This is a genomic window from Paenibacillus agaridevorans, assembly GCF_003112455.1.
Lineage (GTDB): Bacteria > Bacillota > Bacilli > Paenibacillales > Paenibacillaceae > Pristimantibacillus > Pristimantibacillus agaridevorans.
Genome location: NZ_BDQX01000339.1, coordinates 52,694 through 78,812 on the forward strand (window position 1 = coordinate 52,694; position 26,119 = coordinate 78,812).

19 protein-coding genes are annotated in these 26,119 nt (G+C 49.8%); 14 read left to right on the plus strand and 5 right to left on the minus strand.

Going from position 1 to position 26,119, the window contains the following annotated elements:
- Nucleotides 1-998 precede the first annotated feature (998 nt).
- The 5 genes from PAT3040_RS26635 (at nt 999) to PAT3040_RS26650 (ending at nt 5,429) form a co-directional block, all read left to right on the plus strand.
- On the plus strand, nt 999-2,003 hold the full coding sequence (locus PAT3040_RS26635) for an ABC transporter substrate-binding protein (protein WP_108995066.1): 1,005 nt from the start codon (nt 999-1,001) through the stop codon (nt 2,001-2,003).
- Nucleotides 2,004-2,124: 121 nt separating this feature from the next.
- The gene (locus PAT3040_RS39050) at nt 2,125-2,934 is read left to right on the plus strand and encodes a helix-turn-helix transcriptional regulator (RefSeq protein ID WP_258235170.1); all 810 of its coding nucleotides are present in this window, start codon (nt 2,125-2,127) and stop codon (nt 2,932-2,934) included.
- 11 nt (nt 2,935-2,945) lie between these two features.
- Nucleotides 2,946-3,710 carry an ABC transporter substrate-binding protein gene (locus PAT3040_RS39055; protein ID WP_258235171.1) on the plus strand — a complete coding sequence of 255 codons (765 nt, stop codon included), beginning with the start codon at nt 2,946-2,948 and terminating at the stop codon, nt 3,708-3,710.
- 160 nt (nt 3,711-3,870) lie between these two features.
- A complete protein-coding gene (locus PAT3040_RS26645; protein WP_108995067.1) occupies nt 3,871-4,908 on the plus strand; it encodes an NAD(P)/FAD-dependent oxidoreductase in 1,038 nt (345 codons plus the stop codon).
- A 143-nt stretch (nt 4,909-5,051) separates the two neighbouring features.
- Nucleotides 5,052-5,429, plus strand: a complete 378-nt coding sequence (locus PAT3040_RS26650; RefSeq protein ID WP_108995068.1) for a MerR family transcriptional regulator — start codon at nt 5,052-5,054, stop codon at nt 5,427-5,429.
- Nucleotides 5,430-5,469: 40 nt separating this feature from the next.
- On the opposite strand, the gene PAT3040_RS26655 is transcribed toward PAT3040_RS26650, so the two are convergent.
- Entirely contained in the window at nt 5,470-6,420 is a 951-nt protein-coding gene (locus PAT3040_RS26655; RefSeq protein WP_108995069.1) for an NAD(P)-dependent oxidoreductase, read from the minus strand.
- 316 nt (nt 6,421-6,736) lie between these two features.
- Between PAT3040_RS26655 and aac(2')-IIb the strand changes: the two genes are divergently transcribed.
- Entirely contained in the window at nt 6,737-7,456 is a 720-nt protein-coding gene (aac(2')-IIb, locus tag PAT3040_RS26660; RefSeq protein WP_108995164.1) for a kasugamycin N-acetyltransferase AAC(2')-IIb, read from the plus strand.
- Between the two features lie 44 nt (nt 7,457-7,500).
- Entirely contained in the window at nt 7,501-7,881 is a 381-nt protein-coding gene (locus tag PAT3040_RS26665; RefSeq protein WP_108995070.1) for a nuclear transport factor 2 family protein, read from the plus strand.
- Nucleotides 7,882-8,414: 533 nt separating this feature from the next.
- Here the strand turns inward: PAT3040_RS26665 and PAT3040_RS26670 are convergent.
- Both PAT3040_RS26670 and PAT3040_RS26675 read right to left on the minus strand, forming a co-directional pair.
- Nucleotides 8,415-12,098: a glycoside hydrolase family 9 protein gene (locus PAT3040_RS26670; protein ID WP_181376852.1), complete on the minus strand. Its 3,684-nt coding sequence runs from the start codon at nt 12,096-12,098 to the stop codon at nt 8,415-8,417.
- A gap of 341 nt (nt 12,099-12,439) precedes the next feature.
- A complete protein-coding gene (locus PAT3040_RS26675) occupies nt 12,440-14,032 on the minus strand; it encodes an S-layer homology domain-containing protein (RefSeq protein WP_108995072.1) in 1,593 nt (530 codons plus the stop codon).
- Nucleotides 14,033-14,330: 298 nt separating this feature from the next.
- On the opposite strand from PAT3040_RS26675, the gene PAT3040_RS26680 reads away from it, so the two are divergent.
- Nucleotides 14,331-14,978 carry an RNA polymerase sigma factor gene (locus PAT3040_RS26680; RefSeq protein ID WP_108995073.1) on the plus strand — a complete coding sequence of 216 codons (648 nt, stop codon included), beginning with the start codon at nt 14,331-14,333 and terminating at the stop codon, nt 14,976-14,978.
- Complete coding sequence (locus PAT3040_RS26685) at nt 14,908-15,816, plus strand: hypothetical protein (protein ID WP_108995074.1); 909 nt, start codon at nt 14,908-14,910, stop codon at nt 15,814-15,816. The genes PAT3040_RS26680 and PAT3040_RS26685 overlap by 71 nt, the downstream gene beginning before the upstream one ends.
- A gap of 211 nt (nt 15,817-16,027) precedes the next feature.
- Here PAT3040_RS26685 and PAT3040_RS26690 read toward each other — a convergent pair whose 3' ends face one another.
- Entirely contained in the window at nt 16,028-17,899 is a 1,872-nt protein-coding gene (locus tag PAT3040_RS26690) for a heparinase II/III domain-containing protein (protein WP_146200567.1), read from the minus strand.
- A gap of 41 nt (nt 17,900-17,940) precedes the next feature.
- On the minus strand, nt 17,941-20,316 hold the full coding sequence (locus PAT3040_RS26695; protein ID WP_108995076.1) for a helix-turn-helix domain-containing protein: 2,376 nt from the start codon (nt 20,314-20,316) through the stop codon (nt 17,941-17,943).
- 234 nt (nt 20,317-20,550) lie between these two features.
- On the opposite strand from PAT3040_RS26695, the gene PAT3040_RS26700 reads away from it, so the two are divergent.
- The 5 genes from PAT3040_RS26700 to tatA all read left to right on the plus strand — a co-directional run bounded on the left by PAT3040_RS26700 (nt 20,551) and on the right by tatA (nt 26,092).
- Complete coding sequence (locus PAT3040_RS26700; RefSeq protein ID WP_258235172.1) at nt 20,551-21,507, plus strand: ABC transporter permease; 957 nt, start codon at nt 20,551-20,553, stop codon at nt 21,505-21,507.
- A gap of 44 nt (nt 21,508-21,551) precedes the next feature.
- The gene (locus tag PAT3040_RS26705; protein ID WP_108995077.1) at nt 21,552-23,105 is read left to right on the plus strand and encodes an extracellular solute-binding protein; all 1,554 of its coding nucleotides are present in this window, start codon (nt 21,552-21,554) and stop codon (nt 23,103-23,105) included.
- Nucleotides 23,106-23,184: 79 nt separating this feature from the next.
- Complete coding sequence (locus PAT3040_RS26710; protein WP_258235173.1) at nt 23,185-24,060, plus strand: carbohydrate ABC transporter permease; 876 nt, start codon at nt 23,185-23,187, stop codon at nt 24,058-24,060.
- 34 nt (nt 24,061-24,094) lie between these two features.
- Nucleotides 24,095-25,855, plus strand: a complete 1,761-nt coding sequence (locus tag PAT3040_RS26715; protein ID WP_108995078.1) for a hypothetical protein — start codon at nt 24,095-24,097, stop codon at nt 25,853-25,855.
- 42 nt (nt 25,856-25,897) lie between these two features.
- Entirely contained in the window at nt 25,898-26,092 is a 195-nt protein-coding gene (tatA, locus tag PAT3040_RS26720) for a twin-arginine translocase TatA/TatE family subunit (protein ID WP_181376853.1), read from the plus strand.
- Nucleotides 26,093-26,119 lie beyond the last annotated feature (27 nt).

A 26,119-nucleotide genomic window follows, 5' to 3' on the forward strand; every position in this document is an offset into this window, starting at 1 on the left:
AACCTTTAAACAAATGCAGTTCCCTTAAGAGGCGGGCTGTATTTTTTTGTTGCAATGGCTTTAAATACATTGTTGTAATATCGCGAGATCCGAGCTTTACTTCATAATGATAGAATTTCATTAAGTAAGTTTTTTCAATAACGGCGCATGTAGTGCTTATTTAATACTGAAATTATTCCAATGCGGACAAGGCGGTTTAACTCCGTTTAATTGGGTTAAACTGGGTTTAACCCCGAATACTGAAAACATTTTCAAATCGCTATGCACCCAGGACTGTACAGTCTCTCGCTCTGCTTGGGCATGTATGCTTCTGCTGCCAAAGGAATCTCAAGCGAAGTAAATAGGTTTGGAATACATCCGGGCTTCATCGAGTGCCTTGCTGACGAGGGGGAGCGCGCGGAATAGATCGGAATAGGCCTGCGTGCGTCTTAAAGGTATTGTTTAGCCTGGATATGCTGGCGGGTCGAAAACCGAGCTCTTGGTCTTGGTGACGGGGAAGACGATCCATGATCAGCGATGGTGACGATCTAATGAAGCTAACGTTTCAAAGTGGCTTTGTACATGCCATGACTTTGAGCCTGTAACCATTTTCAGAACAGAATCGACAGCTGGAGTGACTGGATTTCTTACGATGAGAATCCGGTTGTGGTGGGGGAAGAGTAAGGTCAAGGAAAAGCATAATAGTAAGTACATTTAAAAATACATCGCAAAGTGGTATATGCCACGGTGGTGTATTTTTTTGCTGAGAAGCCAACAAAGAGTCAGCAATTGGCTTCAGAAAATGTATACATCGTGACCGACAAATGCGGCTTGCTGATAACAGTCATTTCTTTTGGGAAAAGTGACGAGTTTGTATAAAGCCGGTCGTAGAGAATGTGTATTGAGCATGCAATCCAATATGAGGTACAATCTACTCATGAAAAATGATAATGATTATCATTATAAATAAATGGATTGTTTTGCTACAAGACATAAAACTTATGGGAGTGAATTTAATCATGGCAAGATCAGGATTTATGAAAACAGGATGGATATCGCTTATAACGGCAGCAATGATTACGGTGACAGGTTGCGGCTCGACAGGCGATCAAGCTGTGGCCACGGCGACTAACGATCAGTCTTCACAAGCAACGGCAGCGCCAAGCGAAGCTCCGCCTCAGACGGAAATACGCGTCGTAACCGATGGCTTCGGAGAGGTAGAGATTCCGACAAATCCGAAGCGAATCTCAGCTCTTTATCGTGAAGATTATTTGGTTGCGCTTGGGGTAACGCCTATTGTGCAATATTATAACCCGATGTGGGGCAAGCAGGATTACTTGAAGCTGGAAGTGCCGTTGTTCGACGTGACCGGCAGCATCGAAGCCTTGATGGTGTCCGAGCCGGACTTAATCATCGGCGCCGGAGAGGTCGATGCAGCACAATACGAGCTCTATTCCAAGGTTGCACCGACGTTCCGCTTGCCGGACGACGTACTTGCGGATTCGCGCAAAACATTGACCTTAATCGCTGATTTGCTTGGCATCAGCGACAAGGCGGAGCAGGTTCTTGCCGATTACGAAGCCCGTATTGCCGATGTGAAGGCGAAGCTGAACGAGGCGATCGGAGATGAGAAGCTTGTTGTTCTGCGAATGAACGTCGTAGACAAATCGATTAATATTTTCGGCATTCATAACACGTTTGTCGGACAAATCTTGTATGAGGATCTTGGGCTGAAGGCTCCGGGGTTCGCCGAGGCGATGACGGAGAGCAATATCGTCTTGTCGAAAGAGGTCATTCCGGAGCTTGACGCGGACCATATTATTTTGCTTCCGTCCAACGGTACATGGGAGGACGAGAGTACTGCGCAAGCGTTTGAGGAAATGAAGGCAGATCCATTATGGCAAACCGTTCCTGCATTTAAGAACGGCCATGTCTATCCCGTAGAGAGATCGTATTGGCAGACGGGAGCCATTACGGCCAACGGGTTGAAGATGGATGATCTGCTTCGATTGCTGGCTTCCTAGCAGGAAATAAGAGTGATTTGGGAAAGAGCCGCTTTTCAACGAAGGTTGATGGACGGCTCTTTTTGATTTACACTATATTCAATGAGAATGAATATCAATTAAAAGGCGGTTGATAGTAACGATGGATATCGAACAGCGCAAACAAGCTGGGACTGCTCCTTTAGTCCAATATGTGCTGCGATCGATCCGCTTAATCGTTGCGGGCGAGCAAGCGGAAATGAGTGATTCGGACGGCAGCGATAGAAACGATAAGGATAGCTTTGAACTGCTCATTATAATGAGCGGGATGGGACAAGGAAAATGTTATTTGCAGGGACCTGGAAGAACTTTATCCCTTGTTCAAGAGGTTATGAGCTGCAGCTATTACCGAGTGTGCTTTGTAACGAGCGGCGATGCAGCTTCGAGCTTGTTGCCGGATAAGCAAGAGCTTGCCTGCGCACCCTTCGCGAAGATGATGGAGCTGCTTGACGAGTTGTATTTACTCCGCGGGGCGAGCGACGAGCTCGAGCTGTTCCAACGATTCGTGAGATTTCAAGAGTTGCTGCTCTTTCTATTCCGCCAAAATGCACCTGCTGCCGAGGATAAGGAAACGGATAGCGAGCGGCATGGAATAGAGCTAAGCATCCGGCATATTCATCAGTATTACCGTGAGCTTTTGACCGTGGAGGAGCTGGCCTCCCTCGCGGGCATTGACCGCTGGAAGTATACCCGCCTGTTTAAAGAGGCTACGGGTCAAGTACCGCTCCAGTACTTGAATGAAGTACGGATTAATCAAGCCAAGAAGTGGCTGGCAAGCGCCGACGACAAGCTGCTCGATATTGCGCTGAATGCAGGCTTCAACAATGAATATTATTTCAATCGTCGTTTCAAGCAGACGGTAGGCATGTCGCCCGGACATACCGTCGCAGCCGCAAGGGACAGCTTAGAGTAGTGGCGCCGTATTTGGAGGATTTTATAGTCGCGCTTGATATGCAGCCTATCGCCCAGTATTGGCATGCGAAATGGGGTAAACAAGACTATCTGGGCTTAAACCATATTCCGACGTTCGACGAGAACGGCGGCAACTTTGACGAGCTTTCCGGCTATAAGCCGGATCTGATATTGCTTATGGATCGTTACGAGCAACAGCAATATTCGCAGTGCCGACGCATTTCCAACACGTACATCCTGCGTGAGCAGACCGATAATTGGCGTACGCTGCTGCGTACCGTCGCCGACTATTTCGGCAGGACGGAGTTGGCCGACGATGCTATCGCAAAGTATGATTTCAAAGCACGGAGCGCGAGTCATAAGCTGAGTCGGGTTTTGAAAGATGAAACGGTCGCTTTTTTGCGTATCTCGGCGGATCACATCATTCAATATACGGACGAAGGGCAAGGTTTTGTTTCGACCGTTCTCTACGGCGATGTTGGCTTGCGCTCCCACTCCGCAGTAGGCGTAGCTTCAAAAGCGAATAGGCCGGGCATGTTCAATCTCTCCGTAGAGGACCTGCGTACATTAACCGCGGATCATCTGTTCATTACTTTCGATAAGTGGCATAGCCAGGCAGAAGGAAAGGAGAGGGAGCTGCTGGAGCAGCCGGAGTGGCGCGATCTGCCCGCCGTACGAAACAACCGCGTTTACGAGGTTGATTTTCTAACTTGGATGAATAACGGCATTATTTCCAACGGCAAAAAAATCGATGATATCCTGCGATCGTTAGCTTGATTTGGTTTTGCTTGCGACTGAAGGGACCGCATCTTCCATTTTGTATAAAGTGATCGTCGATTTTGTCCATTGTTATTGTCACGTTGCCGAATCTACAATTAAGTTGATAATGATTATCACAGCATGGACGTTTCATGAGCCGGCTGGAGGAGGACATCGATTGACTGAGCAGCTTGAATTATACGATGTGACGATTATCGGCGGTGGTCCTGCGGGAATGTATACTGCTTTCTATAGTGGAATGCGCGATTTAAAGACGAAGCTAATAGAAGCGAAAGACGAGCTGGGCGGGCGGATGCTTATTTATCCCGAGAAAATGATTTGGGATGTTGGAGGGGTTGCGCCGATCCTATGCGAGAAGTTAATCGCTCGATTATCGGAGCAAGCGAAGACGTTCGACCCGACAATTGTCTTCGGCCAGCACATCATCGGATTGGAGAAACAAGCGGATTCGACGTACATTCTGGAAGCGGCAACGGGGGAGAAACACTGGACGCGCACGGTCATTCTGGCTATCGGCCGAGGCATTCTGCGAATGGCGAAGCTGGAGCTGGAAGGGGCCGAGCGCTATGAGGTGTCCAATCTGCACTATACGGTGCAGGAACTGGAGCCTTTTAGGGGGAAACGAGTGCTTATTTCAGGTGGGGGGAACTCCGCTGTCGATTGGGCGAACGAGCTGGTTCCCATCGCTGCCCAGGTTACAGTCGTGCATAGGCGCGACCGCTTCGGCGGACATGAGAAAAACATTGTTCGAATGAAGGAGTCTTCTGCCGATGTGCTTACGCCATATGAAGTCACGCAGTTATACAGCGGCAACGGAAAGACGATTGAACGGGTGACGATTACCCATATCGAAACAGGGGACTCGCGCGAGCTGGAAATAGACGAGGTTATCGTCAACCATGGGCTGAAGTCCGATTTTACAGGCATCAAGGATTGGGGACTGGATATGGACGACTGGAACATATTCGTCAGCCCGAGACTTGAGACGAACTTGCCGGGCATCTTCGGGGCTGGCGACTTCGCCAATTACGAAAGCAAGCTCAACCTGATTGCAGGGGCGTTTACGGATGCGGCCTTAGCGCTTAACAGCGCCAAACGGTACATGGATCCCGAGGCGCCGAGAATGGCTTATGTATCGTCGCATAACGAGAGGTTTAAAGAACGGAACAAAGCGCTCGGCGTATCCGATGAATAGCAGGGCTGCTATCATTAGTGCGGACGAGGAATTCTTATAAATTATGCTATAATTAGACAAGCGCATTGAACGGCTTGCTAGGGTGGTTGGCTACCTCTCCAAAAAGGGAGGGATGCCTATACTAGCAGAAGGAGGCATTTTCATTGAAAATAAGTGAATTGTCCAAAAGAACCGGAGCGAGTACCCGATCCATCAGGCATTATGAGAATAAAAAAATACTTTCCGCTGTTCGACTTGAAAATGATTACAGGGAGTTCGATGAATCTGCCGTTGAACGTATTAGAAGGATCCAATTCTATCTAGGTTTAGGACTGACAATCGAGCAAATACAGGATTTATCGAAATGCGATGAAAGCGGTCCCCAAGAATATGAAGTATGTGATGATGTGCTTGAAGTTTACCAGGAGAAGGAAGATCAAATCAATAAACAAATTCGCGCGATGGAAGTTGTTAAGAACCGATTGGATGAACAAATCGTGAAGATGACGAAAAGACGGAAATTGAAAAAAACATCGAAATAAGAGGATCCCAGCCCATACAGGACTGGGGTCCTCCTAGCAGCTATGCTTGTGGTTTTCTGAGCAGTGTAGTTACACGCGCGAAACTATCGGTTCCATAGCCCTTGTCGATTGCCTGCTGGGCAAAGGTTCTTACTGAGCTTAAAAAGCTGACGTCGATACCATGGTGCTCAGAAGCATGGATAATGTGCCCCATGCCAGCCTCGGCCGAGATGATGTTGGATAAGTCGCCCGGGTAGCTGCCTTCGTCTACTTGATTCGCTATTTGAGTCATGATGTCGGGTATGTTGGCTACGAATTCTCGGGCGTAGACTGCAAATTCCCGGGCAGCAATATTCTCGGCGCCGGCTAGGGCGAGAGCATGGACATACCCGCTCATGGACGCCCATAAAAAGTCTAACAGGGCCATGTCATGTGCCGCTGCCCGGCCAGGATCCGCACCAAGATAGGTGGCATTCCCGTCCAGACTCATCAATGATGGGTGTACGGCCTCATATACGAGTTCCGGTCCGCTGTACAAGAAGGCTGATGCTGATGTTCCGATGGTAGTGGGAAGGGTCATGATCACCCCATCGAGATAATCGATTCCGAACTCAGCGGCCCATGCAGCCGTTCGGCGTGACTGCTCCGGAGAACCGGTAGTGAGATTTACCAAGACGCGTCCTCTCAGGACATCTCCCACAGGTTCCAGGATCGACTGCACAGCATTGTAGTCCAACACACAGATAATCACCAACGGACTCGCAGTGATAGCGTCAGCAATCATATCCGCGAGCACTGCACCCTGCCTGACGAGATCATCTGCCTTACCGGTGGAGCGGTTCCACAACGTCGTAGGGTGGCCATTCTTCAGAAACGCAGTAGCCAGTGCCTGTCCCATCGGGCCCAGCCCGATGATAGTCACTGGGTTACGGTCTTCATTTTCTACCACAGCTCCACCCCCAATTGGTCTTTCACTCTTAATTTCATCTTTCTCATTTCGCTCATTCCTCATAGTGGAAATACCTCCCTCATTTGTGTTCGACCTTATTCTAAAGTTTGACACTAGTGTAGAGGTCAATAAAAATTTCAAAATTATTATCGATTGTTTAAACACGGTCTTGTTGCAAACAACCGCCAATAGGTTACAAACCAGGCTGGCCATGGTGATGGACTGCTTTAAACTTTACGAAGCTATCCGTGGGACGAACCAACCAGCAGGATAAATTGATTATAACTAATAATGATAAGGTAATATTTGGACATTGTGATACCATTGATAGTGACAAGAAACGAAGGCATTCATTTTATTGGATTGGAATGATAAAAGAATGAATGACGAGAAAGAGATCAAACCAACCGCCAATGAGCTAATGGAGTTTCATGTTGAGGCGCTGTTTACACATGACCAGAACCTTCGGCTTCGCACGATAAACGAGCCCTGGCCCGGAGTGGCTGCCGCCCCCCGGTTTTTCTTGGGGAGGACTATAGAAGGAACGGCTATCTGTCGGTTTCGATATGATGTTCCGGAGATGCTTATCGAACAATTGGAGGAATTGTGCGTCGATGAACCGATCACTAAGGATTTCCAGACGAAGCCGAAACATTTCGAAGCATATATAAATCTCCTCCAAGGAGAACGGTTCACAATGGGACCTTGTTTTCTTGTTCCTGACGCAGTCGCGCCGACAATGCAGGTGGTCAGCCTCACCCGGGAAAATGTGACAGAGTATTTGCGCGGCGGTTTCGAATGGCTGATCATGGAAATAGACTACGTGAAACCATGTATAGCGCTAGTGCGCGAAGGCCGTGCTGTCTCGATCTGCCGCAGTGTTCGCATCACATCCAGAGTACACGAGGCTGGTCTTGAGACCTTGGAAATGTTTCGTGGAAGGGGGTATGCCGAAGCGGTTGTTGCCGGTTGGGCAATGGCGGTGCGGAAATTAGGCGGTATCCCGTTATACAGTACTTCCTGGGAAAATCTTGCATCCCGAAGTGTTGCGAGAAAAGCAGATTTGTTCTTTTATGGAGTCAATTTTACGGTCATTTGACCGTTGCGGTAGCTACATTCTGTAAAATAGGAGGTGATTGAATAATGAGTGAGAACAGCAAAGAAATCATTGAATGTTATATTGAGGCCTACAATTCATTTGATATTGAAGGTATGCTTGGGCTCTTGCATGAAGGAGTTTTGTTTAGGAATTATTCCAATGGCGAAATGGATACGGAAATCACAGGAATACAACAATTTAGAGAATTGGCGGAAAATTCCGCAAAGATGTTCTCTAGTCGGTGTCAAACGATTACTCACTATAGCGCTATTGCCGACAAAGCGGAGATTCAAATTGATTATGAAGCAATATTGTCGGCAGATTTGCCCATTGGATTGAAAAAAGGAGATCAGATTCAGCTTAAGGGGAAGTCTGTATTTGAGTTTCAAAAAGGAAAAATATCGGTAATCGAAGATTACAGTTAAGTAGTAACGGAAGATGTACATCGCTCATGCGGCGACGTACTTCTTTTGTGTTTGGCGGAGAGGACGTCGATTCGTAAAACTAGGGGCTGTCCCAAAAGATATAAAAATAATAGCGAGACAGTAATGCACACAGTTAGACACGGAAATGGTCGGTCAGGATACCTATCCTTGACCGACCCACTGCAACAACAGCTTATAGGCGTTATTAACGACTATGGAGCTCATAACAGCAACAAAAACATCCCATAGGCGTTATTAACGACTATGGAGTTCGTAACAGCAACAATAACGACGTTCCTGCTTCGAGGCCTGCCGAAGGTAAGCCTTGAGGTCGGGTGGCTTTCGCTCGCTCACAATTTGCTCACTGAGGCGGCAATAGACCTAAAACCAGAAATGGCGGTGAAGGGATAACGCCCTAGCACCGCCATTTTTTCATTTTTGACGTTTCATTCATCAAGTGAGCTATTTCAACAAGCGACAATCTTACTTTTGAGACAGAACCTGTCCTTTGCAGTGCCTGGATTCGATTACCGTCAGCTGACGGATGGGCCGGTCGCCACTGTCGTGCTGACCGCGTCGGACGTCTTATCCGTCGTCGTGAAGTAGTAAGAATGGATGCCCTTCGACAGTCTCGTGACGAGTCTGTACGCTTTGCCGTCCGCGTAGTTCGTGTCGCTCGCGTTAACCTCGACCATCTGACGTACGACGCCGTCGATAACGGCCTCCACGACATAAGGCGCTTGGTTATCGGAATCCGTATACGTGACATTAAACGTGAAGTTCGTCTGGCTGTTGCCTGTTGCAGCGCTTACGCTGCCTGCGGTTAACGTCGGTGCGGTTCCGCTGGCCGTATTCGTGAATTGGAAATCGTCCATGAACATTTCGCCGTAGCCCTTGACCGTCTGCTTCAGCCAAATCGTGAGGACAGCTTTTTTCCTGTTCATGTTAGCCGGAGCCGCGCTCGTGTCGAACTGTAAGTCGGTCCAGGTGGTAGGGATGCTGATCCAGCCGCCCGTCAAGGAGTAGCTGTTCGTGCCGTCCGATATGGATACCTTCAAGCGCAGATTCGGATGGTTCGGATTCTTCACCTTCATGTTAACGTAACGGTAGCCGTCCACGTTAAACGATTCGTTCCAGTGCTGGAACCTGGCCTCGGAGCTAGTCTGGGAAGGATTCTGCGTAAACTTGCCGACGTTATTTCCAGGTGTATCCAGAACTTTGGAGAACGTGCCTTCGTTGTTGCCGCCGTTCTGGTTCCACCAGTTCACCCAGTGGTGTCCGATCGAGCCCCATACCCCTTTGCCGTCGAAATTATCGAATAGCAGCGGATGCGACGGATCCGGAAGCGGCCGGGCAACCGTATAGTGCATATGGCTGAACGAATAGTTGCCCGAGGTATCGTTTCCTCGAATCCTCATAATGTGATTGGAGAGCGGATTGAGTGCGCTGGTGTCGAATGTGTACTTATAGGCAGCGCCGTCTAACGTCATCGGCACATAAGCACCGCCTGTTCTCACTTCGGGCGTACCGGCGTTGGTGCTGGTGAATACCGTGACATCGCCGCGTACGTAATCCCCGATAATCGGGCTTAACACTTGTAGCTCAGGCAGATTCGATGGAGAGGTTGCGGCATTGTTAATCGTGCTTAGTCCCATAACCGTGTACAGCATGCCTGCCTGGATGTTGATGCTGTACTCGTTGTAACGCCATTGGTTCATATTGTCCGCGCCTTGGTACCTGTCTTCGTACCAAGGACTGATGCTATAAAAATCCTTCGTATTTTTGATATTCGCTCCGCTTACCATTGCACCGGGGATAACAACGCCTTGGCCTGCGGAGTTGCCGGCTTCTTCATCCAGGCGGGTATGCAGGAAGTCGACATAATCCGATCCGATGCCGGACACCCAGCTAATATTCCATGGATTCTGCCCGTAAACCCAGTACATCGCTCTCTGAATGACGCGGAGCGTGTCGGGATCGCCGAAGAGCTCGTAGTACCGCATCATATCCCCGATATAGGACATAAGCGGCTCGTTTACGCCGAAGTTGCTGAATTGGTTCATGACGCCGTACGGCGTATCGTCCATTAGCGACAAGACGTAGTGGAACTGCTGATCAAGCAGGTTCTTAATATGCGCTTGCGTCGCCGTATCGGCTACCGGATAGAATTCGGCGAGCGCAATCGGCCGCATGCTCCAATACGCCGTCGAGCTCAAATCGTCGAACGTGAGGGCGCTCGCGGCAGCCGTTGCCGCATTCTTGTAAGCTACATCGTTCGTAAGCAGGTACATCTCGACATCCGCGAAAATTTTCGATTTGTTGGGATCCCCGTGCTGTGGAGTGGTGGTCAGATTGGCGGCCATGAAGTCGTACATCGTAATGGCTGCCGCTTCATATTCGTTGGCGGAAGCGGTGAGATCCGTGATGAGAGACGTCGGTACATCTCCTTCGGCGATTGCCGTACGGATCGCGCGCGCTGTCGCCGCGAGCGTTGCCGCGCCTTTGCCCGATCCTTCGACGCTGAGTACGTCGGTACGAAGCTTCCGGTCGTCCGAATTGCCCGGAATGCCATCGGTTTCTTTGTTCGGATGCACAAAGGCGCCATGATGGGAAATGTTGTACATTGCGCCGTCGAACAAGTTGGCAAACTTCACCAGATAATCGCTGGCAAACATCGCTTCGTCGATGAGGTCGGGAATATCGTTATTGTCGTTATCGAATTTGACGCTGGGCGAGTCGACGTTCCGGAGATAAGCCAAGACGATTTCCGCGCCTACCCATTGATTGGCCCCGTACTTGCCGTAGTCGCCTGCGTCATAATGCCCGCCTGTCAGGTTGTAGCTTGTCGTGCCGTCCAGGCTGATGGCGTCATCGAGATGTCCTGCAGGGTGGAACACTTTATCCGACGGCGGGATGGTGCTGTACCCCGGAGGATAGGCATCGGATGTCGCCACGCTGGCGCGTTGGATCCGATAAAAGGCGGTCATTTCATCCTTGTAGTCGTCCCATACATTGTCCGTGATCGGGAACGGGAAGGAGGAAATGCCGTTCGTCTTTATGGTGTAGTTATCGCCGATCGTCTTAATGTTAGGGAATTCGACGACGTAGACATATTTGCCCCATGTCATCCCTTTGTACGTCATGTGCCCGGAGTGGAGCGAAGTATTCGAGCCGTCAAGGATCTGGTAGCTGGTGTCGGACAGGAAGGTCGTGGAGGTTATGATGGCGTTCTTATAATCGTTCGCTCCGTAGCCGACTTGGCTCACGAGGACATCGACGATGTTCGACGATTGCGCAACGGTCGGCGAGCTTTGAGGCGTCGTGGTTGCGGCAGGGGAAGAACCGTCGGCCGCTCGGAAGTAATAGGATGTCGTGCCGACTGGCAGCTTCGACAAGTAGATGTAGTCCTTGCCGTCGGCGTAGTTCGTGTCCGTGAAGTCGGCCTCACGCATGTTATAAGCTTTGTCTCCGAAAACCACCTGCATCGCGATTGGCTTGTTGTTATCGGCATCCGTATAAGTCGCCTTGAAGGTATAGGTTGTATTCTGATTGTTGATCGTGCCCGAGTTGGACGTAAGCGGCGCGGCCGACAGCGTAGGCGAGCTGCCAGTATTGTCTGTCGTGCCCGTAATGTGATCCATCAGGATTTCTCCGTAGCCGGTAGCCGTTTGCTTGAGCCAAACTTCGAAGCGGATCCTCTTCTTATTGATCTTGGGGCTGAGCGCGTCCAGGTCGATCTGCGTATCGGTCCAAGTCGTCGGAATCGCAGCGAAACCGCCCGTCATGTCGTAGTTCTTGTAGCCGTCGTTGATGACGATGCGAATGCGGGCGTTGGGATAGCCGGGGTTCTTCATTCTAAAATTCAAGTAACGGTAGCCAGACAGGTCGACCGTCTGATGCCAGGGCTCGAACTTGGCCAGCGAAGCGCTCGAGGTCGGAGTTTGCGCGAATTTGCCGACTTTAAACGTGTCGACCGTCACCTTCGAGAAGGTGCCTGTTCCTCCGGATTGGTTATACCAGTTCTGCCAAGCTTGCTTAAACTCGCCGTTGTTGTCGAAATCGTCAAAGATTAGGGGGGTGTTCGGATCCGGGAGCGGTTTGACGGCAGCATACGTTGTTGCAGGAGCCCACACGAGCGCTTGCAGCACGACCGCCAGACCCAGTCCGATCAAGAGAAATTTTTTAGCCCGTTCTCCTATGCGGGTGACGCTTGTCATAAAAATACCTCCTCTACATAATGGAAAATCATTTTGCGGCATTGCGATTTGACTAAATTACGTTCCATGCAAATCTCAATAGCGTGGCGTAAGGTGCTGAATGAGCCAACCCTCCCTAAACTTAGTAATCGCTTACAAGATATAGATTAGTAGATTCTTAGAGACATGACCATGAGGTATATAAGCATCGATGTGATCTAATTGAGTAGGTCCTGCTTAGCGTGCGGGGCTGAGCCGGCTAGAGTGCAACGCCTGGAAAGACGAACCGCACCAATAGAAAACAGGCTGGCTCCCGGGTTATAGTACAACCTGAGAGTCAGCCTGTTTATATGGAATAAAGATTAGGTAGGGAATGAGAACGTCAGTATGATCTGCTGTACATTGCCTGCACTGTCGCGTAGGTTACCATTGACTACGAGTCCGTTGGAAGTAGCCTGGTTCGCGAGAAACGAGGCAGAGATGCCGTCATCCTGCGGGTCGATTGTGTCATCAAGGAAGGTGATAAGATTAAGCGGATTCGAGCCCGCCGACAACGGTTGCGTCAGCATTGACGAAAGGCTGGTCAGGTCAATGTCGCCAATCTTGGTAATCGTCAACGTACTTGCTTCGCTGACACTAATCGTGCCGCCAATCAGTTTGTCTGTAACGTCCAGTTCGATCGTTCCGCTGTTGCCGCCCGATATCGTCACCGTCTTCGAAGTCGTAGGAGACCCGGAGAGTGTAATCGTTGCCCCTGTAATCGTTGGCGCTGTCGTATCTGTGTAAACAGGAGTTGTCGGCACAGTCGTCGGCACAGTCGTCACACGCTCCTCGATGCTCGGGTCGATTAGGCTGAGCTTGTCGTAAGTCGGAACATCCTGCACGTCGGACAACTTGACCTGGATCGGCGCGTCAGGCAGCTTCATTGTCTCGCTTAGATGCTTGTCGGCATTTTGCTTAACGTTGCCGTTCGAGTCGACGGTCACCGTTGTGGCGTCGAACAGTGTGCCCGCGGTCAGATAGGAGCCCCATTGGCGGGTAAGCGGCAAGTTAAGTTGCTGAATCTTTAGAAGCGGGCTGTCTTTACTAACGATTCCGGAGTCGATGGCTTTGTCGATCAGCCTGTCCGCATCCTGCAACGAATCAGCGGGATAGCCGAGCGCTAGCAGATAAGCGCGCAGTACTTCCGCGAAGGTCGGTGGCGCGTTCAGTTGTAAACTTGCGGCATCAAATTTGCCATTCGTCATCGAGTCGAGCGCTTGCAGCACGTCTTCCTTCGTCATTGAATTCTGAGGACCGAATTGATCTCCATTAGCGGAGAAGGTTCCGAGCGCCAACAGCTTGCCGATCGCTGGCTTGTTTTCATTCTCAACGGCTTTGATATCCGTTTGCAGTTCGTCCGTGGCATAGGAGCTGACAACCAGAGCTTCGCGTTTGGCTGGTGCAGTGAAATCTGTAACACCTGCAATGAGTCCGGCATTAACCGCAGCTGCCACATATCCCTTCGCCCAATCCGACACGCCTCCCACAACAGCGTTAGTATCTGTCTGAATCCCTAGTGCACGGACCATCACGGCGGCGAGCTGTTCCTGGGTAACATTGCCGCTAGGGTTAAAGTTGCCGCCTCCTACGCCTTCTATCAGGCCGGCTTTCTTGGCGGCTTCAATATATCCCGTTGCCCAGTTGTCGGCACTTACATCATTGAAAGTGCTAGTGACAGGGTTACTGTCGACTTTCAGACCGGTTAATAATGCTGCGACTTTGGCGAATTGGGCACGCGTCATATTCTGATCGAGCGCCGATGTGCCGGTGCTATCCATACCGTCAAAAATCCCTTTTGCTTTCAATGCATCAAACTTCTGTTGTGCAGTCAACTCTGTGGCCGCGCTGGCCAAGCCGGAAAATGCGCCCATTGTAAGCAACGCTGACAATGCGATTGTTGCTATTCTCTTCATAATTTACTCCTTCACTTACAAATTTGGTTGGTTGTGTTGCAAATACTATGTAATTACTGGAATAATTTCATTGTAGCATGTCAAATTGCGTCGAAGCTACACCTATTTTGTTGCAGGCTGAACGCCCCAACTGCATATAACCTGTGCTGTCTGATTTGTCCGGAAATTGGTCGGAGGCTATGATCAAGTGGGCTGGTTGGGTCAGCGGCTACCCGGACGGCAGCTTCAAGCCGAACCTGCGTCACAAACGGCATTGTCGGGTGTTATACAGACATAAAGGCTGAAAGGAGGGAATGCGATGGAGCTTGAGGCGGAACGGGAACGAGAAGAGGCTTCCGACGAAGGGCTCATTCGCGCCGTACGGGAAGGGGCGACTGAACGATACGAGGCACTCATTGAAAAGTACCAGCAGCGATTGTACATCTACTGCTATCATCTGCTGATGCAGCGGGAGGAAGCGGAGGATGCGGTGCAAGAGGTATTCATTAAAGGTTACGAGAAGCTGTCGCAGTTTGTGTATAACCAATCTTTTGCAGCGTGGCTATATAAGATCGCCTATCATCATTGCTTGAATGTGCTGCGTAAGCGGCGAAGAACGGCGCTGCTGTCGAAGTTGCTCAAACCGCTTGGCCATGAAGGTGCGGACGACGGGTATGCAGAGGCGAGACGGAAGGAAGTTGCGTTGCAAAGCGAGCTTGCGCTAGGGCGGCTTACGGTTGTCGAGCGGTCGCTTATCGTGCTTAGAGTAATAGAGGGAAAATCGTATGAAGAGATTGGACAATCGTTTCCCCAATCGCCTGCCGCGCTGCGCAAAAAAGTGGAGCGTGCCAAATTAAAGCTCAAGCGAATATGGATGGAATTGGAGGGGGATGTAGATGGAGAAGCAACAAAATATGCAATGGCAAGAGAATCTGAGCGCATTGGAAGAGCGATTGCCCCGGATTGATGTGACCGATCGCGTGATGGAGGCGATTCGCAGCAAGAGCGGGAGCGGGCAAAGACTGGAGTCGGACCGGTATCCGATCAAACGAAAGAGCGGCAAGGCATTGTACGTTTCGTTTATCGCGGCGGCTGTTATTTTTGCATGCGGCTTTGGATATGCTGCGGTATCGTGGAAGCTGTTTGCCCCGGACGGGGCGGTTTCTTTGGAAATGATCAGCGTTTCACCAAATGATGTATCGATAGAACCTATCGGTCCGGAATTGCGGGATATGCTGCATGAAGGAGAAGCGGGAGTTTTTTATTTGAGGGATCAAAATCGATATATCGGGCTCGCGCATGAGCGGGAATATGGCGAATTGGAATTTGAGCAATTTGCAGCCGAAACCGGCACACATAAGCCGTTGCGCGAACTGGGAGACGGCTTTATTTTCCATCAGGGAACGCTTATGCATGATTTGAACAAGCTGGCGCCCGACTTGAACTGGGGGGACCCGGACGGGGATGAAAGTGTCAGCTTGCGCAAGGTGCCGCTTGGCAGAACCGTCGGGTATAGCGCGGTATATCGCGATGACAGCGGGCATCAATTGACGTTGAGCGCCTGGTACAACATACCTGAGCGGCAGATTTATTCAAGCGAATTGGATAAACTGGTTAAGGAAAAAGTGACGATCGGCGAAATAGAGGCATTCTATCTGAAGGGGAAAGACAGCGATATGCAAAGGATGGCTTGGGCGGAAGGCGAAGGAGAGCTGCACGTATATTATCAGTTGTTCGATTCGGCGATGGATAAGCTCCCGCGAGAGCGATTGGTCGAAGTCGCGGCTGCTATAGTGGGACAATAATTTAGAGTCATCGTTGCTTCGGTGGTGAGAATAGAGAGAATCCAGTGGCGACTGGTGACGAAAAGAAGGCCTAATCGACATTAATTAACTCGAAGTACATTGCTCATGTGGCAATGTACTTCTTTTTGAGCTGTCTGACGTGACAGTTAGCTTGAATTTTACCTCTCGGCCTGCTAAGTCCTAGCACATACTTCTTATGTCAGGATCTTGCTCATTCGCGAAAGACTGAAAATTGCCATGCTGCCGTTTTAACGCTGCTTTCGGGCATCCATACAATACGATAAAGCTGTGGCTCTCCCCACACGTCCCGAAGCTTCTCATCCTCAAGTTCAATCCGCTCGATCCGGCATTTTAGGAACGGCCCCGTATATTGCACCCGTACAGTTTCCCGACCTTCGGAGATTAGCCGAAGTTCATGGTTTGTTTTAGATACGGGTAAGCATGGGGTGATCCAATGCATGGCAATGTCAGCCGTTTCTTGAAGCAGGACAACTTCCTCTTTAATCGTTACTTTCGCCGTTTCTATGCGGTGAAGCTCCACGCTTCGCCTCCAACTCTCTAATCCCGCCTCGGCCGGATAGGCTCCTGCCAGTTCAACTGTAAGGCTGGCCCTCTCTGGCGTCACTTTATAGTCACAAGAATGGGCAGCGTATTCCTGGCCAGCCTGCTGTTGGAATCCATTGATGGCAGGCAGGTTGTGATAGGAGGATTGCATACACCAAATGTCGTATCGCTGCTCGGAGAATGTCTGTGCAGTGTATGTCCCTACTCCGGGATCTACTAACAGCGGTTTGCCGTCAAGGTAGACAATGAACTGCCCAACATCATTATGATTGTGATTTTCAGCGTTGTGCCCCCCTTTGGCAGATAGATAAAAGCCATTGGCCGCTTCTGAACTTTCTCTCGCCGTTATGATCTGCAAATCAGACATCCAACTGTCTTGAAGGAACACCTCTTCCCGCCCAGGGGCGGTCAAATGCACGTAACAGGCAAGCTCTTGAAGCTCGCGATACAGGCATTCCGTCTGCAGCAGCATGCCTTGTTCGCGCCTTTGCCGATGGAGACGTCTTCCGAGCGCCGATAATTGTTGGTCCATAATCCGCTCCCCGTACCTGTAAAGACAAACCGGAGTACCCGACTGACGTGCTGACCCGTCCGCATAGTTCACGAAATAATCATCATCAATATATGCTTTCAGCATAAAACGCCCAATTTCACGAATCAACGGCTCATCGTATATATTTATTTGTCCGCCACTGGCCATATAGAGGATATCAAGACAGTCAAGCAGCGATCCCCCGGCACGGTACCAATACGAACTGCCCTCATCGCAGCCGCCGTCGGCCGTATAATTCGCGATAAACAAATCCAGCGTGCGCATCCCTTTAACGACGGCCTCAATTCTTCTTGCCTCGTCTGGCTCATGCAGCAGAATAATCCCCAGACAGTTAGACGTGCACCAGGGAGCCCAATTATTAATTCCAAAAGGGTTAACCTCCAGCATCCACCAGAAATCATTGCGCTCCAGATAAGGATCGATGATGCGCCGCTTTAACTCTTTCTGAATGCGCTCTACCAGCAAAGGGCTTACTCCTGCAAGTGCCGGCTCTAGCAAATAAAGGCCCCATGCAAGCAAGGCGCCCGTTTCGCCGGCAAATAAATCAATGAGAGGCTCGGAGTCATCCGCGAGCGGCTCTTGCTTTCTTCGCCCCATGTATAAATGCGCGGGCAATATCCAGGTCGTCTCCTCGCAAGTAGCCCAAAGACCATTGATAAGATCATCCAGGAATCTCCCTTTTCCTTCAAGCCATTCCCCTACGATTAAAGCCTGGAGAGCGTGACGACGGATGAAATACGGTGTTTCATATCGTACTCTATTGCCCGTTCTGGCAAAATCCATAAAGAGTGCCGCATTCAGGGATGGCCATTCAAAATGTAAAAATTCTTCTGCACGCTGCACAATAAAGTGCTTTAATTCATCGGATAGCTCGCGCTGGGCAGACCATTCCGGACCAAACGGGTGAAGGGGCTGCAGCTGCAATAAATTGGATTTTAATTGTTTTGTATAGCGTCCGGTTAGCAACTTCAATCATTCCTTTTTTGATATTTGAGGTTGGAGGAGCTTTACGTAGGAAACGAGAACTCGGCGGCCTGTTGTTCCGCATGCTTCCGGTATTGTCCGGGCGTGATGCCCGTTGTTTTTTTGAACGTACGGATAAAATTTTGAACGGAAGTATACCGCAGTTTTTCGGCGATATCCTGAAGCTTGATCGTCGGGTTGTCGAGCATCTCCATCGCTTTCTTCATCCGGTATGCAATGACATAGTCTACAAAATTCTCCTCGACGATCTGTTTGAATATTCGGCTGAGCTGAACGGGATGAATATGGACGAGATCGGCACAGAGCTGTAAGGAGATATCTTGATCATAGCGGGCATGGATATACTTCAGCACTTCTTGCACAATGCGGATTCTTTCGGCTGTTTGGTCCTCCTGCTTGGGCACCAAGAGCGGGATGATCGCCGTCTTGAAATAATGATTCATATCCGATATCGTCGGTTGTTCGGCAAGCGAGAGAAGGAGCGATTCGATCATTTCCTGCGACACGGCCTTACTCTGCTGTTGTTTAGACGCCTTGATCAAGGATGCAAAAAGCCGGGTGAAGAAACCGGTGACAAACTCCCTTGTCATTTCGTATCCATCCTTCATTGTCTCGGTCAACAGATCGAATGTTTCTAAAGCTTCTTCGATTCGCCAGGCTTGCAACGCCGCGCATATTTTCACTTCTTGCTCATAAAGAACATCCACCTGGAAAGCAAGCCGGGGTTCAAGCTCATTCATTATTATGGTTTCTTTATCGCCCAGCATGAAGCGGTAGCGCAATGCACGGACTGCTTCGATATAGGCATCGTGTACATCCGATATGCCAAAGCTTGAATGACTTGCAGCGATAAAAACCGGGAAAGGCAAGTGACGGCGAAATACGCTGAGCAGCTCGTTCCCATACGTCCGAAGCGATTCATTGCCGGGAGGATGCGCCATAGGAATCAGAACAGCGAATAAGCCCGGATGCATGGTTAGAATATGAGGGACAAGACTTCGTAACCGCAGAACCTCTTGAGCGATATTCTGCACGCAATAGAAAAATAAATATTGGTCGTTTCGCGAGTAGGTCTTATCGAGCATCAACTGATCTGTTTCGATGAGGAACAGAGCGTAGTGAGCTTCGTCTTGTCCGGCTGTCCAATTCGTCATGACTGCGGAATCCTGGGGATTACCGAGCAGCAGTTGGTGCAAACGGTAATGTTCCATATGCGTAAAGTAGGCGGCAGCTTCCTCCGACAGCTTTTGATTTTGTTCCATCACGCCGCTTACAAAACGATCGAGCCATTGAATTTCATCTCCGACGAAACCCTCCGTCTGCCCATCGGATAGCTTGCCGGTAAGTCGCTGTACAGGTTCGTAAATTTTACGGGATGCCTTCAATGCGATGAATACGGCGATTAGAATAAGAGTGAGACTAATAAGAGAAATCGTATACAAGGTTTGTTTGGGTTTCGAATTCAAAGCCTCCATAGGAATCGAAATGATATAGTTCCATTCATGAGTACCGGAGGGCATTGTATAAATCAAGCTATGCTCGCCCCCCAAATTTGCCGTATATTTTCCGATGGCGGAAAGATCGCCTGGGGAGTCGCCGGAGTTCGTGGGATGGTTTAACTCCTGAACGATATCGTCGTTCAGACGGGTTCCGACGGCATCCGGGTTAGAGTGCATAAGGATGTAGCCGTCTCTATTGGCAATGAACATGGACGATGACGGGTATTCGGGAGGCAGCGTCAACAGCCGGCTTAGCTTGCTCGCATCGAAGTAAATGATAATGGCTCCGCCCAGCGAGTTGCCCGTGCTTTGCATGAAAGGGTATATCACAGTAATGACCGGCTTCGTAAATCGTTCGTTGACTTGTAGTCCCATACGCGTATCGATCCAGCGGCTGCCGATGGGATGGTTACGGGATTCGTCCAACACCTTGGGGTCGTTGAACTGCTCTTCCGTTAAGATGTTTCCGTCGGAGGTCATAACTTTTTTGTAATTAGGAGAGTAGAAATCGACTTCCAGCGCGTGGTCCATACCGCCTTTTACGACGTTGAGCATTTCCCCCAATTGCAGAACCGTTTTCCAATTGGCCGCGACAAGATCCTCACTCGTGAAACGATTAAGCGTAGCGAGATTATGGGAATTGTAATTGTGATAGGTGAATTGAAACAGCAGATCGTTCAGACGTCTAAAAACCGCCTCCATTTCTTGTTCGTTCTGACGCAAAAAGTACATATTGGATTGATAGGCTTGATCAAGAATGATGGATGACGTAAATTTTGCGGCGAACAGTCCGATAACGGCTACGGGAATGCTGGATAGAAGCAGCAGGCTGACCAGCAGCTTTTTTTTCATTTGATGGCCGAAGCGTATCCAGGTCCTTAAGCCTTGAAGCTTCTTCATCAAGGGAGTCAACTCCTGTACAGATAATTTCAATATGCCTGGACCCCATTATAGCATCAAGCGTACCCGTCATTGGAAGTATCATTATTTTCTCATGTATCATTTTTTAGTGGCAGTGCGGCGCAGAGGCTAGAGATATTCATTAAAAAGTGATTATTGATTGTTACGGAGAATTCCGCAATGATGGGGTCATGTCATCGATGACACATTTTTTAAAAAACAGGAGGGAACCGATTGGAAGTAACGACAAACGCCGGGGATCAAATACGTACAGAAGCTCATAGGCGCCGGCAAAGCGGCTTTCGTCGTTTACGGAAAGAAAAGTATTTGTGGTTATTGGTTTTGCCGGGGCTGATCTACTTCGCCGTATTTAAGTATTTGCCGATGTTCGGCATTGTGATCGCCTTTAAGAAGTACAACCCCTTTACGGGCATTTGGAAGAGCCCCTGGGCCGGCTTCGAATATTTTCAACGCATGATGGACAGTCCCGATGTTTTACGCGTTTTATGGAACACGCTTGTGCTCAGTTTTTATCAGATCGCCTTTGTGTTTTTCGTACCGATCGTTTTGGCGTTGATGATTAATGAGATAGCCTATCCTTGGTTGAAACGGCTGATCCAGACGGTCATTTATTTGCCGCATTTTTTGTCCTGGGTCGTCGTGGCGGGCGTTTTTTACCTTCTGTTCAACAGCGGCGGAAGTGTGACAAGCATTCTCGCGGGCCTTGGCTATGACAATGCGAATGTGCTGACGGATCCGGCGATGTTCCGGCCGCTTATCATTTTGCAATCGATCTGGAAAGAAGCGGGCTGGGGAACCATCCTTTATTTGGCCGCTCTCCTGGGCGTCGACCCGGAGCTGTACGAAGCGGCCAAAATCGACGGCGCCGGACGGTTCCGCCAAATGTGGAATATTTCGCTTCCGGGTATTAGAAGCACAGTTTGCATCCTGCTTATTCTCCGGATGGGGAGCGTGCTGGATGTCGGCTTCGAGCAAATCTTTCTTATGCTGAACCCGCAAGTATCCCAAGTCGGTGAAGTAATCGATACTTATGTATACTTTCTGGGGATACGCCAAGGAAACTTCAGCTTCGCGGCAGCCGTCGGCTTGACGAAAGGGATTGTCGGATTGTTGATGATCGCATCGGCGAATTGGTTGACTAGGAGATTGGGAGAAAAAGGGTTGTTTTAAAAGATAAGAAATTCAACTTGAAAGTAATTGGAGGAGGTCATTCTATGAAAGTTACGAAACCCGCATTCACGATGTTGAGCATCCTTACGACAGCAAGCCTGCTTGCCGCCTGTGCATCATCCCCGGCTGATCCATCGCCGACGCCAGCTTCAACCGCAAGTCCGAAAGCGGATGACATGAATAAGAAATATGCGGTGAAAGCGATGACGATTTTGTACGGGAATCCGCCGGCAGCTTCCGGCTACGGGATTCAGGCCATCAACGAGCGGTATAACATCGATTTTCAATTCAACTCGGTTCCATCCGGCGATTACAACAATAAGCTTGCAACCGCATTCGCATCCGGCAATATTCCTGATATCACTTTAATAGAAGATAGTACTCAAACGTTCTACAACTATGCGGAGGCAGGAGCTTTTTTACCGCTGGAGGACTATATCAAGGATTATCCCAACTTATCCAAAATTCCGCAGGATGTACTAGATCTGATGACGTATAAAGGCCATCTATATGGAATTCCACGGATCCGTGCGGCCTCCAACTGGGTACTATCGATCCGGAAAGACTGGTTGGATAAGCTCAATCTTCCGATGCCGACCACCTACGAGGAATTGACGAACGTCATGAAAGCATTCACGGAAAACGATCCGGACGGCAATGGCCAAAAGGATACTTACGGCATGGCGATGTCCTACGCCTCTGGATTTATAAGCAGCGTTGCGGCGTTCACACCGACCAAGGTGATGCCGTTCCAGTCGTGGGTGGAGGACGGGAAAGGCGGAATTTTGCCTGGCTGGGCTGCGCCGAACGGGAGGGAGCTTGTTAAGCTTGTGACCGATTGGTACCGAGAGGGGTATATCAGCAAAGATTTCGTACTGATGAAATCTAGCCAATCGGAAGAAGATTTCTTGCTCGGCAAGGCCGGCATTCACGGCGATTTCGCTTTCAATGCGTACTCTCCGGAGCGGTTGAACAAGGCAAGAGCCGCCAACCCCGACTTTCAATGGGACGTCGTTCCACCGCTGACTGCGTTGGACGGGACGGAAGGCTCGTATTCCCTTGGCAGCGGGTTCTATGGCTTTAATGTTCTATCGGCAAAAGCCGGCAGCGACGAAGGGAAAGTCCACCGCCTATTGCAAATACTCGACGATCAAATGAATGCATCCGGCATCGTGCCGTTCGGCGATGGGGAAGAAGGCGTTCATTTTACGAACAATGCCGACGGTACCAAGTCGTACACGAGCTTGGGCAATTCGGAACGGCCCGGCTTATATTTGCTGACGAATCCGATTCCGGAAGGCGATTTCCTCATTAACCCAAGCCTGCCCGATGAGATCAAACAAATTCAGAAAAAAGCCATTGACACCGCGCTATCCGGGACGCCGTATAAGGACGCGAGTCTCGGTGTGATATCTAAAACGAAGATCGATAAGGGCGAGGAGTTATCCAAATTTTTGCTGGACGGGGTCGTTAATATAATCGTCAATGGAGAACCAATCGACAATTACGATCTATTGATTGAGGAATGGAAGACCCGGGGCGCGGATCAAATGATTCAAGAGATGAACGAAAGCTACAAGGCCAAGAACGCAAAGTAGGGATTCGTTCGGCGAGCTGCGAGGGAGGTGTTTCGAACCTCGCCGTCTCGCAGCGTATTAATCGAAAGGAGGGGCGGCTTTGTTTTCCACGAAATGGTCTTATCGTATTTTTGACGGCACTAATATACTCCTGTTGCTCGGATTCTCCGTGTTGACATTCATTCCGTTTCTCCATGTGTTCGCCATGTCGTTCTTGTCGCTCGACAACGCGAAGGAGTTTCAACGGTTCCTGCTATGGCCGACACAATGGGATTTCACTTCCTATCAGTATATTTACGATACCCGTATTTTTTTTAGCAGCTTAAAAAATACCGTATGGATTACCGTTGTCGGTACGCTTATCAATATCGCCTTCACTTCTTCCATGGCTTATTCATGCTCGCGTCGTTCGTTCAGCGGCAAGAGATGGATCATGCTGATGGTCTTGTTCACCATGCTCTTCAACGGCGGCTTGATCCCGACCTATCTTGTGGTCAACGGGTTGGGTCTTATCGATTCGCTATGGGCGATCGTGATTCCGAGCGCCGTGTCGGCATTCAATATGATCGTGCTCAAGGAGTTTTTCGAGGGCATTCACGAAAGCATTCTGGAATCGGCCAAAATTGATGGCTGCAATGATCTCGGCATTTTTTTCCGAATCGTGCTGCCGTTATCCCTGCCGGCGCTGGCCACATTCACGTTGTTTTATGCGGTAGCCAACTGGAATCAATATTTCGCTTCCATAATATATACTAACAGCTCGGATTTATGGCCCTTACAGGTCCTGTTAAGACAGGTCGTGATGGTCGGACAAAGCGATATTTTCGGGGCAATCGACTTGAGCGCGCCGCCGCCTCCGCCGCTGTCCATCCAAATGGCGACGGTTATGTATACTTCACTGCCAATTCTACTCTTGTATCCTTTCCTGCAAAAGTACTTCGTCAAAGGAATGACGCTCGGAGCCGTTAAGGGATGAGCGGAGGTTAAATCCAATTTGGGAGGTTGCCAGGATGAAAGAAAACAAGCGATTGATGGGCCGCCGGGAGGTGCTGTCTTATCTTGGGATGGCCGGAGCGGCCGTTATGCTGGGCGGTACGGCGGCTTACGGTGCGGAAAGTATGACGGAAGAGCAAGGGGATAACGAATTACGGAAGCTGCAGCATTCGCTTGCATCCGGTACCGGCGCAAGCGGTATCGGTTACGGCGCTGAAACGGTGCAAGAGACTCTCGACAGAATTCAAAAAAGAACCATCATCGACGCTAGAGAATTCGGGTTATCTATCGGCTCCATCAATGACACCGCGACGCTCATTAACGCGATACAAGAATGCTATAACAACGGGCTAACGCTTGGCGTAAGCGGTCTTCTTGATTTTGGCGACGCCGAATTGATTATCGATACCCCATGCGATATTTGGGGTAGCGGCTGGTTCAAGGATCTTAGGTTTATCATCGGAGGAGCCACGAATGGCGATCTGTGGGCACGGATAGACGGCATAGGGGTGATATCTTCCGCTGCAGGCGGAGATCACGGTTTTGTGGTACGAAAAGGCAGGTTCCTTGACTTCTTGAATATTCGGGCAAGGCTGGTCGATACGGTGATCAAGGGGGAGTCCTTCACGAATACGGGCAGACATGCGGTTGGACTTATCACGATCGATAATCTTAACGCGCTTGATGTCGGATCTATGGTGAAGCTGATCAAGCAAGGCGGGGACTTATATGCGTTTAATGACATTAAGATACAGAACAGCAGAGGCTGGTTTTTACGCGATTACGGGACGTATATCGAACAAATAGACGGTCTGGTGTATGCCGATAATTACACCCACTTCGGGCGTAATATGCCAACTTCCAAAAATCATTTGCGGGTCCAAGATGCCGAATGGCTGAACATCGGAGGAACGAACACGATGTTCGAAGGGGGGGAAGAGGCCGTATACATCAGCGAGGTTGGCCAATTGGCGATCGGCGGTTCCACTCTAATCGGTTTGACCGGGCAAAATAGGCCGGCAAGCGCTTTGAAGATTGCGAACAGCAGCAAGTTCCTTTCGGCTAGCATTGCAGAAGGCGCGATTAAATTCGAAAAGCCTTCTCTGCACGGTATCGAAATTTCATCCCCTTCCGGCATGATTCATATGGGAACGACCCAAGGCGCGATAGATGCAAGAATTGGTTCAAACGCAAGTCCGTCTTACTTCGGTACTACCGATCTGTCAACGATCGATCATTACGGCGTATCCATTTCGGGCGGCGTTGCGGCGTACGGAGAATGCCAATCCGACGGGTTATTCATTAACGGGGGCGGCGTTTCGAGCAAATTGAAGGATCGCAACGAATCCACGGCCCTTCGAACCAATATGAAAAAGCTTGGAAACCGGGCGGCGGTAGCTTCTGTAACCGTGACCGCTACAGTGCCCGAAAATACGGGAACAACTTTAATCGGCCCCACCGATATGTCGACAATATCCGGCCATACCCCGACCGGAGCCGAAATATTCGTCCAAGCCTATAATGCGGACGGCTCCAAGGTCGCCGTCTATCATTTGCTCTATCGCCGAGCCTCGGCAACCGTGGCGGAGGTCAAAACCGTTTCGTTCAGCGAGGAGTCGTCAATCGTCGATGGCACGCCCGCTTTTTCCTGGGGAACGTCCAGCTCAGGTTCCTTGCAGATATTTCCGAAATCGAAAACGGGCGGCGGCGGAACGGTTACGGGAAGCTTCACTTTCATCATCTCTTCGATCGGCGGTGTGACTTTCGGAACGAGATAATCGGAGAGTCTCGCGGAGGAATTACTAATAGGAGGGATGGGTATGCCTAATATTGGTACGACGGGTATTATCTTGATTATCTTAGTAGCGCTGCTGTTGTTTGGTCCCAGTAAGCTCCCTGAGCTCGGAAGAGCCTTCGGACGCACGCTTCGTGAATTCAAGAGCGGGACGAAAGAGCTGTTGACCGGGACGGAGAAAGAAACACATAGAGGTGCTGACAACGAAAATATCGACTAATGAAGTATGAAATATATAATCAATCTC